This window comes from Streptomyces sp. NPDC002446 (assembly GCF_053595675.1).
Genome location: NZ_JBSFYC010000043.1, coordinates 57411 through 68368, shown reverse-complemented (window position 1 = coordinate 68368; position 10958 = coordinate 57411). Strand labels below are relative to the sequence as shown.

Here is a 10958-nt window from a genome sequence, read left to right as displayed (position 1 = left end):
GGGAGAGCGCTTCGTTCACACCGAAGAGGTCACTGGTTCGAACCCAGTATCGCCCACCCGGGACGACGGCCCGGAGACTCCAAGTCTCCGGGCCGTCGCAGTTGTTGGGCGTGTGCGGACGCCCGTGCGGGCACACTGGGCTCATGCCCGACTGGTCACGCCGGCTGCACCGCTACCGCTTCCGCAGCGTCTGGCTGCTCGACGCCCCGCCGGCGGCCGTCTACGCCGCCCTGGAGTACGCCGAGGCCTACCCCCGGTGGTGGCCGCAGGTCCGCGAGGTGACCGCGCTCGACGACCGCAGCGGCACCGCCCGCTTCCGCTCGCTGCTCCCGTACGACCTGGAGGTCACCGCGAGCGAGCGGGTACGGGACCCGGAGGCGGGACTGCTGGAGATCGCCATGCGGGGAGATCTGTCCGGGTGGGCGCGCTGGACGATCACGCCCACCGCCGGCGGCACCCGCGCGGTGTTCGATCAGGACGTCGAGGTCCGCAAGCCGCTGCTGCGGCGGTTCGCGCTGGTGGGGCGGCCGCTGTTCGTGGCCAATCACGCGCTGATGATGCGCGCCGGACGGCGCGGCCTCGCCGCCTGGCTGGCCCGCGGCTGACAGGAATTTGATGGAAGGCCCGGACGACCTGTATTGTTCAGGTCGTTCGCGAGGGAAACCTCGCCGACACCCGGGCGATTAGCTCAGTGGGAGAGCGCTTCGTTCACACCGAAGAGGTCACTGGTTCGAACCCAGTATCGCCCACCGGGATCAAGGACCGGGCCGCCGAAAGGCGGCCCGGTTCTTTTTGTTGGAAGAATGCCGCGGCCGGAATTCCCGTACGGTGCCGTGCCTTTGCCGGACGGGCCCCCGGAATTCCTGATGCGTAATCAGGCCGCGGCCGGGAGTTCGGGACGCAGCGGCCAATGCGGATCGACCGCCTCGAAAGTGCCGGTGCGGGCGAACCACGTCTGCAGCCCGCGGGCCTGGGCCGCGTGCCAGACCGCCTGGCGGGTGTGCAGCTCCGCCGGCTGCAGCCCCTCCAGCCGGTCGGCGAAGCGGTGGCCCAGGGCCCGGACGACGCGCAGGGCGGCGAACGCGTCGGCGGCCGCCTCGTGCGCGTCGGTCAGCTCGACCTCGTAATGCGCGCACAGGTCGGTGAGCGTACGGCGGCCCTTGCGGTAGCGGTCAAGGTGCTTGTCGAGGACGCGGGGGTCGAGGACGCACAGCGGGTGCGCGCCCAGGTAGGCGTTGAGCGAGCTGGCGCGGTGCCGCTTCAACTCGCGTTCCAGAAGGGTCAGATCGAAGGGGGCGTTCATCACCACCAGCGGGCGGCCGGCCACCGACTGGGCGGCCAGGGCGCGCGCGACCTCCTCCAGTACCGGCGCCGGCCAGCGGCCGTGCAGGGCGAGATGGTCGGCCGTGAGCCCGTGCACCGCCGTCGCCGCCTCCGGTATCTCGACGCCGGGGTTGATGAGCCAACGGGTGGTGCGGGGCGCCGAGCGCGGGGTCTCCTGGACCACCAGGGCAGCGGAGACGATGCGATCCTGCTCTACGTCGATGCCCGTCGTCTCGGTGTCGAAAGCGGCAAGGGGACCGTCATACCAGCGCGGCATCATCCCAACTCCTCGTGCTTGTAAGGAGGATGACATGGCAGGCCATCCGAGCTGGTGATACCCGAGCCGCCGGGTGCTCGAACCGTCTTTGTTTGCGGACCACTTGACGCGGAGACAACCACAGGGACGGGCCGCGCGATCGGCCGCCGCCCGTCGTCCCAGACGCATCGATCGTGGGGGTGTTCCCCCAAGCCCGGAAGGCTTTGAGCGATGACGCTCGCGCAGCCCGAACCGGGCGGGCTGCTGCCCCAGCGGACCACACCGCAGCGCGGCGGACTCGCCACCACTGCCTGCATGGAGACCCTCCAGGTGGGCTATCTGCACGCGGTCGCCGCCGCCTCCGGATGCTCGCTGGCGCAGCCCTTCCCGGACAACGGCATCGACTGGCACGTCAGCCATGGCGCGCCCGGCCACACCGTCGACGACGAGGTCACCATCAAGGTGCAGCTCAAGTGCACCTACCAGATCGCCCCGCGCCCGCCGGGGCCGACCTTCGCCTTCACGCTCGACAACGACCACCTGGTGAAGCTGGCCCGTACGCCCGTCTCGGTGCACAAGATCCTGGTCGTGATGCTGGTCCCGCGGACCCAGGACGACTGGCTGCGGGCCTCTCACGACCGCCTCGAACTGCGGCACTGCTGCTACTGGATCAACCTGGCCGGCCATCCGGTGACCGGCCGGCGCAGGACCACTGTGCGGATCCCGACCACGCGGATCTTCGACGACCGAGCGCTCTGCGAGATCATGACGCGGGTCGGAGCGGGAGGGAGACCCTGATGTACCGGCCGACCGATGAACCCGACGCGCGGCTCCTGGACCCCGCGCAGCTCGACCCGGCGGTGCTCAGCGCGCTGCTGGCCCGGCACGGCTGGCGCCGCCGGGGCGGGGCCGCGGGCCACTACGCCCGGTGGACGCCGCCCGGCGGGGCCGCCGGCACCAGCCTGCTGGTGCCCCACGACCGCCGCTTCCCCGACAGCGCCGAGCTGCTCGCCGAGGCGCTGGCGGCGCTGGCGCAGAGCGCCGCGCCCACCGCCCGCGAGGTGCTGGTGGGGCTGGCGGTGCCCAGCGACGAGCTGCGCTGGGAGCGCGAGGTCCCCGAGGGCGGCTCGGGCGCCGCCTACTGGGTGGCGCAGGAGCAGCTGCGCGGCGCGGCCCGTTCGATGCTGATCGCCGGCGCGCTGGGGACGTACGGGCGGGCGGGCTACTACGGCGCCCGGCACAGGCGGCAGGCGGAGGGCTTCCTGGGCGAGGTGCTGGTCGGCCCGGCGGCGGGCGGGCGCCGGCTGACCGCGTTCGTCCCGGTGCGCGGCGGGCGCGGGGCGGTCGCCGGGCTGCAGCGGGCCCTGCACGCGGCCCGTGACGCCACCGACTACCAGCGCGCCACCGGCGGTATGGAGGCCTTCGACGCGGCCGTCGAGCTGGGCGTCTGCCATGAGCTGGCGCAGGCGCTGATCGCGCTGGTCCGCGATGCGGAGGGGGTGCGGATCGCGGTGGAGTGGTCACCGGCGGCCGGCGCCCCGGCCGGCTGCCCGGCGCGCCCCGAACCGGTGGAGTTCTCGCCCGGCGATCTGCCGGCCCTCCAGCAGGCGGCCCAGCGCTACGTACGCGAGGAGCCGTCGCTGCCGGTACGGGTGACCGGCGCGGTCGTACGGCTGCGCAGGGAGCGGCCCGGCGGTCCCGGCACGGTGCGGCTGCGGGTGATCACCGGGGCCGATGTGGGGCAGGTACGGGTCGCGCTGGGGGAGGAGGACTACCGGATCGCCGGGCACGCCCACCTGGTGGGGCTGCCGATCCGGGTCAGCGGGCGGCTGGAGAGCCGGGGCGGTTTCCGCCGGATCACCGGTGGCCGCGACGTCACGCCCGTACAGGTCGACGAGGCGGAGCGGGACCGGCTGCTGAAGTCGCTCCAGGAGAACCTCGACTTCTTCGAGGAGGCGTGCGGCGGGCCGCTGGACGAGGAATAGGCGGGCGGCACCGGTCTGCGCCGAAACCGTTTCGCGGTCGGGTCCGCGGGCTCGGTACGATTCGGCTGCGCAGCAATCGCTGACGTGAAAGAGACATGAGTCAGGAGAGACCGGTGTCAGACGTCCGTGTGACCGTCCAACGCGATTCCGAGCGGGAAGAACGCGTGGTGACCACGGGCACTACGGCCGCCGACCTCTTCCAGGGCGAGCGCAGTGTCGTCGCCGCGCGGGTGGCCGGGGAGCTGAAGGACCTGGCGTACGAGGTCGCCGAGGGCGACGAGGTCGAGCCCGTCGACATCACCTCCGAGGACGGCCTGAACATCCTGCGGCACTCCACCGCGCATGTGATGGCCCAGGCGGTGCAGGAGCTGTTCCCGGAGGCGAAGCTCGGCATCGGCCCGCCCATCAAGGACGGCTTCTACTACGACTTCGACGTGGAGACCCCCTTCCACCCGGACGATCTCAAGCGCATCGAGAAGAAGATGCAGGAGATCCAGAAGCGCGGGCAGCGGTTCGCGCGCCGTGCGGTCAGCGATGACGCCGCGCGCGAGGAGCTGGCGGACGAGCCGTACAAGCTCGAACTGATCGGGCTCAAGGGCTCCGCCGCGGACGCCGCCGAGGGTGCCTCCGCCGAGGTCGGCGCCGGCGAGCTGACCATCTACGACAACCTCGACGCCAAGACCGGCGAGCTGTGCTGGAAGGACCTGTGCCGCGGTCCGCACCTGCCCAGCACCCGTGCCATCCCGGCGTTCAAGCTGATGCGCTCGGCGGCCGCGTACTGGCGCGGCAGCGAGAAGAACAAGCAGCTGCAGCGGATCTACGGCACCGCCTGGCCGACGAAGGACGAGCTCAAGGCGCATCTGGAGTTCCTCGCCGAGGCCGAGAAGCGCGACCACCGCAAGCTCGGTGCGGAGCTGGATCTGTTCTCCATTCCGGAGGTCCTCGGTTCGGGCCTGGCGGTCTTCCACCCCAAGGGCGGCGTGATCCGCAAGGTGATGGAGGACTACGCCCGCCGGCGGCACGAGGAGGCGGGCTACGAGTTCGTCAACACCCCGCACATCTCCAAGCAGAAGCTCTTCGAGATCTCGGGGCACCTGCCGAGCTACTCGGACGCGATGTTCCCGCCGGTGCAGTTCGAGGGCCAGGACTACCGCCTCAAGGCGATGAACTGCCCGATGCACAACCTGATCTTCCAGGCGCGCGGCCGCTCGTACCGCGAACTGCCGCTGCGGCTCTTCGAGTTCGGCACGGTCTACCGCTACGAGAAGTCCGGTGTGGTGCACGGCCTCACCCGCGCCCGCGGCTTCACCCAGGACGACTCGCACATCTACTGCACCAAGGAGCAGGCGCCGCAGGAGCTGGACTCGCTGCTGACCTTCGTGCTGGACCTGCTGCGCGACTACGGTCTGTCGGACTTCTACCTGGAGCTGTCCACCCGCGACGAGTCCGAGAAGTTCATCGGTGAGCCCGAGGAGTGGGAGGAGGCCACCGAGACGCTGCGCCAGGCCGCCGAGAAGCAGGGCCTGGAGCTGGTCATGGACCCGGGCGGCGCCGCGTACTACGGCCCCAAGATCTCGGTGCAGGCCAAGGACGCGATCGGCCGTACCTGGCAGATGTCGACCATCCAGGTCGACTTCCAGCAGCCCAAGCGCTTCGAGCTGGAGTACACCTCGGCGGACGGCTCCAAGCAGCGTCCGGTCATGATCCACCGTGCGCTGTTCGGTTCGATCGAGCGGTTCTTCGCGGTGCTGCTGGAGCACTACGCGGGCGCGTTCCCGGCGTGGCTGGCGCCGGTGCAGGCGACCTGCATCCCGATCGGCGACGCGCATGTGCCGTACCTGGAGGAGTTCGCCGCGCAGGCGAGGGCCAAGGGGCTGCGGATCGAGGTCGACTCCTCGTCGGACCGGATGCAGAAGAAGATCAGGAACGCGCAGAAGAGCAAGGTGCCGTTCATGGTCATCGCCGGTGATGAGGACATGGCGGCGGGGGCGGTTTCGTTCCGCTACCGCGACGGGTCGCAGAAGAACGGGATCCCGCGCGACGAGGCGATCGCCGAGATCCTCGACGTGGTGGAGCGCCGCGTCCAGGTGTGACGCCGGTTCTGCAGGCGCGAGGCCCCGGGAGAGCTCCCAGCTCCCCGGGGCCTTCTCATGCCTCCCCCTCCTGGCGGAAGCGCCGCAGCAGCCAGGAGGAGAAGGAGCCCACCACCGCCCCGACCAGGGCGACGCCGACGAACATCAGCACCACCCCGGTCACCCGGCCGCGCGCGGTGACCGGGGTGGCGTCGCCGTATCCGGTCGTGGTGAGGGTGGAGGCGGCCCACCACACCGCGTCGCCGAAGGTACGGATGTCGGCGTGCGGGGCGTCGCGCTCGTCGTGGTAGACGGCCAGGCTGGCGGCGAAGCCCAGGAGCAGCGAGGTCAGTCCGGCGTAGGTCATCACCCGGGTCTCCAGGGCGAGCCGTGGCCGGTCCCGGTGGCGCTGCAGCCGCTCGTGCGTCTCGACGATCCGCAGCGGCCGCAGCAGCGGCAGTACGGTCACGATCAGGTCCAGCCAGCGGGTGCGGACGAAGTGCCGCCGGTCGGCGCTGAGCAGCAGCCGGGCCAGGTATTCGACGACGAAGACGCCCCAGCTCACGACGGTGACGGTCACCCACAGGGCGTGCCAGCCGGGGGAGAGGCCGGGGACCAGGACCAGCACGGCGTAGGCGGTGAGGAAGAGGATCGAGGCGATCAGGAGGTACGGCTCGGCGGTCTTCTCCCACTCCTGCAGTCGCGTTTCCCGGTCCATCGCCACAGCATCGCGGAGCGGCCGTCGGTACGTGCCCCAACGACACGCTGCCAATGGACGAAGCCATATGCTGGCCCGTATGACAAGCGAGCCGGAGCAGCAGATCGGAGTCGGGACGCAGGACGCCTTCCAGCGCCTGTGGACGCCCCACCGGATGGCCTACATCCAGGGCGAGAACAAGCCCACCGGCCCGGGGGCCGACGACGGCTGCCCGTTCTGCACGATCCCCGCGAAGTCGGACGAGGACGGCCTCGTGATCGCGCGCGGTGAGCGGGTGTACGCGGTGCTGAACCTGTACCCGTACAACGGCGGCCACCTGATGGTCGTCCCGTTCCGGCATGTCGCCGACTACACCGAGCTGGACGGTGCGGAGACCGCCGAGCTGGCGGAGTTCACCAAGCGGGCGATGACCGCGCTGCGTACCGCGTCCGGGGCGCACGGCTTCAACATCGGGATGAACCAGGGCTCGGTCGCCGGCGCCGGGATCGCGGCCCATCTCCACCAGCACGTCGTCCCGCGCTGGGGCGGGGACACCAACTTCATGCCGGTGGTCGGGCACACCAAGGTGCTGCCCCAACTCCTCGCCGACACACGGACGATGCTCGCCGGGGCCTGGCCGGAGTAGGTGCCCTCGGGCCGTTGTCCGGGCGGTGTGCCGGATGGGGCCCGAAGCGACACGTATGCGGGTGAATAGGGCAGATCACCCTAATTCCGATTAGTTGCCTCTCTAATGGGGTGGTGACTTCACTGGATCGTCGCTCCGTGCTGCGCGCGGCCGCCTCCGCCGCGGCCGCCGGTGCGCTGGTGGCGGGCTGCGACCCGGACCGGGACGAGGACCCCGGCGCCGTACGGGCGCCCGGCGGGCCGAGCCCCTCCGGGACGGACCGGCGCCCGCCCGCCCCGGTGCGCGCCGCCCGGCCGCCCACCCGGGTGCCCGGCCTGGGCGCCGAGATCGCGCACGGGCCCCGGGACGGCCGTGCGGTCGCGCTGACCTTCCACGGCGCGGGCGACCCCGGGCTGGCGACCGCCCTGCTGGCCGAGGCCGAGCGGGCCGGCGCCACGGTCACCGTGCTCGCCGTCGGCGACTGGCTCGACGAGCAGCCCGCGATGGCCCGTCGCATCCTCGACGGCGGCCATGAGCTGGGCAACCACACCATGCACCACCGCGCGATCTGCGCCCTGCCGGCCGCCGAGGCGTACGCCGAGATCGTCCGGTGCGCCGACCGGCTGCGCAGGCTCACCGGAACCATCGGCAGCTGGTTCCGTCCCTCGCAGGCCCGGCGGGCCACCGGGCTGGTGACCGGGCTGGCCCGCAAGGCCGGCTATCCGCATGTCCTGTCCTACGACGTGGACTCCCTCGACGCGAACGACCCCGGTGCCCCGGCCGTCCGGCGAACGGTCCTGGACTCGGTCGGGCCGGGCTCGGTCGTGAGCCTCCACCTCGGGCACGCCGGCACGGTGGCCGCGCTGCCCGCCATCCTCGACGGCCTCCGCCGGCGCGGTCTGCGCGCGGTGACGACAACGGAGCTAGTGACCTGATGGCTGACCGGAACCGTACCGATTCCCCGAGTCCTCTGGGACGGCGCCTGCGTCGCCGGGCGGCCGCGCTGCTCGCCGTGGCCTGTGCGCTGGTGGCGGCGGGCTGCAGCGGCGGCGGGACCGAGCCCGCCGCGCAGAGCCCGAAGCCGGTCGAGCGCGCGCCGGTCAAGGCCGCCAAGCCGGGCCTGCCCGGGATGCCGCCGCTGCTCGACGAGCACGACCTGTACGCGGCGGACCGGCCGGGCCGGCTGGCGCCGCAGGTCAGGAACTACCCCTCGCGGATCTACGTACCCAACACCGGCTCCGACACCGTCAGCGTCATCGACCCGAAGACGTACAAGGTCATCGAGACCCTCCCGGTCGGCGTGCAGCCGCAGCACGTCGTGCCGTCCTGGGACATGAAGACGCTCTGGGTCAACAACAACCGGGGGCACGACCTGACCCCGATCGACCCCGCCACCGGCAAGGCGGGCGAGCGCGTCAAGGTCCACGACCCCTACAACCTGTACTTCACGCCCAACGGGAAGTACGCGGTCGTCATGGCCTCGATGGACCGGCAGCTGGTCTTCCGCGATCCGCACAGCATGGAGGTCCGCAAGACCGTCCCGGTCAGCTGCGCCGGCGTCAACCACGCCGACTTCTCACCGGACGGCAGGTACTTCGTCGTCTCCTGCGAGTTCTCCGGCGAGCTGCTGAAGGTCGACACGGAGAAGATGAAGGTCATCGGGCAGCAGAAGCTGCCGTTCGAGGGGGCGATGCCGCAGGACGTGAAGATCTCCCCGGACGGCAGGACCTGGTACATCGCCGACATGATGGCCGACGGGATCTGGGTCCTGAACGGCGACACCTTCGAGCAGCCGAAGCTGATGCCGACCGGCAAGGGCACCCACGGCCTCTACGTCAGCCGCGACTCGAAGACGATGTACATCTCCAACCGCGGCGAGGGCTCGATCTCCCTGCTCGACTTCAGGACCGGCGAACTCAACGGCAAATGGCACATCCGCGGCGGCGGCAGCCCCGACATGGGCGGGCTGTCCACCGACGGCAAGGTCCTGTGGCTGTCCGGCCGCTACCACTCCGAGGTCTACGCACTGGACACCCGCACCGGCAAGACCCTGGCCAAGATCCCGGTCGGCCAGGGCCCGCACGGCCTCGCGGTCTACCCGCAGCCGGGCCGGTACTCCCTGGGCCACACGGGCATCTTCCGCTAGCGCGGGCCCGCCCACCGGCCCGGGGAGCCCTGGGGGCTGTCCCCAGGGCCTGTCCGACGGGCCGGGCCTAGGCGTTGTACTCGTCGGCCTTGTGCGGCTCCACGCCCTGGATCATGCCGCTGAGCACCAGGGAGCGGTTGGTGAAGCGCTCGGTGTTCACGCCGTTGTCCCTCAGGACGTTCATCGCGGCGGCGTGCACCGTCCGCAGGACCGGGGTCGCGGCGCGCAGCGCGTCATCGGCCATGAAGCGGTGCCGCCAGGGCTTGTCGGCCCACACGTGCCGCAGGCCGAACGGCTCGGGGAGGGTCAGCTTGCCGCCGAGGAAGTCCAGGACCGGCGGGAACCACGTCAGCGGGGCGCGGGCGGCGAGCCGGACCACCTCCAGCGGCTCGATCAGCGGCAGGTGCTGGGTCTTGGTCTCCCAGAACTTGATGACCTTGGCGACGTCCTTGGTCTTGGGCTCCGGCTTCGTCGTGAACAGGCCGTTGACCGGGCCGAGGGCGTGGCCGGTGACCTCGATGCGCAGCGTCTCGTGCAGCACCGTGACGGTGATCATCAAGGTGATGACCAGCTGGCCGTCCCACAGGACGAACTGGACGCCCAGGTAGTGGCGGTTGCCGCTGCCGAACTGCTGGTCGTTGCAGATCCGCTCTATTTCGTGACCGCGGATCTGGTACGCCTCGACGTGGGTGCCCTCCGGGCGGCTGACGGCGGCGGCCTTCTCGCCGACCGGCGAGACGATCCAGTGGCGGACGGACGGCGTCGGGAAACCGCCGGTGTGCAGCGGGCTGCGCTCCAGCAGCCGCAGCTTGTCGTGGATCGCGCGGATCACGTCCCAGCTGCGGAACGGGTTGATCTCGGTGCCCTCGCGGGCCGGCGTGAGCTCTTCGGCCAGCTGCCAGCTGCCCCAGCGGGTGCCCATGCCGAGTATGCCCTTGGGGCCCGCGTAGAAGACGACATTGCTGTTCTGCTCGGCGGAGACTTTGGCGAGATTCTGCCGGAGGGTCTCGGCGGCGATCTCGTTCGGGTCCTGCGGTACCGCCTCGGGGATCTTGGCGGCCACGCCGCCGCCCTCCAGCAGCCCCTTCCAGGACTCCCGCATGGCCACCGCGGTCTTCTCGCAGAACTGCTTGGCCAGCCACCAGCCGACCACCGGGGCGACGACCATGGCACGGGCGTACATCGGCCAGAAGCCGTTCAGCGGCAGCTTGATCATGAAGATCAGGGCCAGGCCGGCGAGCACGGTCAGCAGCACCCCGCCGAGCAGTGAGAGCCCCTTGCCCTCGCCGTCCTTGGAGAGCATCTTGCGCAGCTGGAAGACGCCCAGCCACAGCAGCACACCGGGCAGGAACAGCAGCCCGAACAGCACCATCAGCAGCGTCAGTTTGACGTCCCGCTGCTTGCGGATGCGGGTGGCCGACAGACAGTGCTCGACGATGGTCTGCGGCTCGATCCCGAACGACTGGATGAGCGGCTTGCGGCCGCCGCCGAGCATCCGCACCTGTACGGCGCGCGAGAACGCCTCGCCGAGATTGGGCGCGAACAGCGACAGCTTGGGCTTCTTGATCTCGGACTTGCCGGAGTCGGAGTCCGCCTTGGAAATGTCGGCGAGCGGGCTGTCCCGATAGGCGGCCGAGGCCAGCGCCTGGGTCGCCGCCGTCTGCCCGGCGCTCCCCGAGAGCGGCACCTGCGCCCCTGGGCTGAAGTCGAACCCGTCTGCCACTACCGCCCCCCACACCGCTCGCATCCGATGATGCGGCTCTTCCCGGCTTCCGCTGACGGCACACCTGCCACGAGCCGGTGACCGCGGATCCCGCCGCTGAACAGTGGTCCAACGACGGGCTCTCAGCGTAC

10 protein-coding genes and 1 tRNA gene are annotated in these 10958 nt (G+C 71.0%); 8 read left to right on the top strand and 3 right to left on the bottom strand.

What is annotated here, in order from left to right; all coding sequences use genetic code 11:
- Nucleotides 1-143 precede the first annotated feature (143 nt).
- Complete coding sequence (locus ACWD6P_RS23565; RefSeq protein WP_451446123.1) at nt 144-605, top strand: SRPBCC family protein; 462 nt, start codon at nt 144-146, stop codon at nt 603-605.
- 72 nt (nt 606-677) lie between these two features.
- Nucleotides 678-749: transfer RNA gene (locus ACWD6P_RS23560), tRNA-Val, on the top strand.
- 125 nt (nt 750-874) lie between these two features.
- Here ACWD6P_RS23560 and ACWD6P_RS23555 read toward each other — a convergent pair.
- A complete protein-coding gene (locus ACWD6P_RS23555; protein WP_451446126.1) occupies nt 875-1600 on the bottom strand; it encodes an exonuclease domain-containing protein in 726 nt (241 codons plus the stop codon).
- Between the two features lie 210 nt (nt 1601-1810).
- Here ACWD6P_RS23555 and ACWD6P_RS23550 point away from each other — a divergent pair, with 210 nt between their 5' ends.
- From ACWD6P_RS23550 to thrS, 3 genes are all read left to right on the top strand, one after another.
- Nucleotides 1811-2377: a DUF4365 domain-containing protein gene (locus ACWD6P_RS23550; protein ID WP_451446122.1), complete on the top strand. Its 567-nt coding sequence runs from the start codon at nt 1811-1813 to the stop codon at nt 2375-2377.
- Nucleotides 2377-3564 (top strand): hypothetical protein, encoded by a 1188-nt coding sequence (locus ACWD6P_RS23545; protein ID WP_451446121.1) that lies wholly within the window; start codon nt 2377-2379, stop codon nt 3562-3564. Before ACWD6P_RS23550 ends, ACWD6P_RS23545 begins: the two co-directional genes overlap by 1 nt.
- 113 nt (nt 3565-3677) lie before the next feature.
- Entirely contained in the window at nt 3678-5657 is a 1980-nt protein-coding gene (thrS, locus tag ACWD6P_RS23540) for a threonine--tRNA ligase (RefSeq protein ID WP_451446120.1), read from the top strand.
- Between the two features lie 55 nt (nt 5658-5712).
- Here thrS and ACWD6P_RS23535 read toward each other — a convergent pair whose 3' ends face one another.
- On the bottom strand, nt 5713-6354 hold the full coding sequence (locus tag ACWD6P_RS23535; RefSeq protein WP_451446119.1) for a potassium channel family protein: 642 nt from the start codon (nt 6352-6354) through the stop codon (nt 5713-5715).
- A 67-nt stretch (nt 6355-6421) separates the two neighbouring features.
- Between ACWD6P_RS23535 and ACWD6P_RS23530 the strand changes: the two genes are divergently transcribed.
- The 3 genes from ACWD6P_RS23530 to ACWD6P_RS23520 all read left to right on the top strand — a co-directional run bounded on the left by ACWD6P_RS23530 (nt 6422) and on the right by ACWD6P_RS23520 (nt 9104).
- Nucleotides 6422-6979, top strand: coding sequence for an HIT family protein (locus ACWD6P_RS23530; RefSeq protein WP_451446118.1), 558 nt, complete (start codon nt 6422-6424; stop codon nt 6977-6979).
- A gap of 113 nt (nt 6980-7092) precedes the next feature.
- Nucleotides 7093-7893, top strand: a complete 801-nt coding sequence (locus ACWD6P_RS23525) for a polysaccharide deacetylase family protein (RefSeq protein ID WP_451446117.1) — start codon at nt 7093-7095, stop codon at nt 7891-7893.
- Nucleotides 7893-9104: a YVTN family beta-propeller repeat protein gene (locus ACWD6P_RS23520; RefSeq protein ID WP_451446116.1), complete on the top strand. Its 1212-nt coding sequence runs from the start codon at nt 7893-7895 to the stop codon at nt 9102-9104. The genes ACWD6P_RS23525 and ACWD6P_RS23520 overlap by 1 nt, the downstream gene beginning before the upstream one ends.
- A gap of 67 nt (nt 9105-9171) precedes the next feature.
- Here the strand turns inward: ACWD6P_RS23520 and ACWD6P_RS23515 are convergent, their stop codons facing one another.
- On the bottom strand, nt 9172-10851 hold the full coding sequence (locus ACWD6P_RS23515) for a hypothetical protein (protein WP_451446115.1): 1680 nt from the start codon (nt 10849-10851) through the stop codon (nt 9172-9174).
- Nucleotides 10852-10958 lie beyond the last annotated feature (107 nt).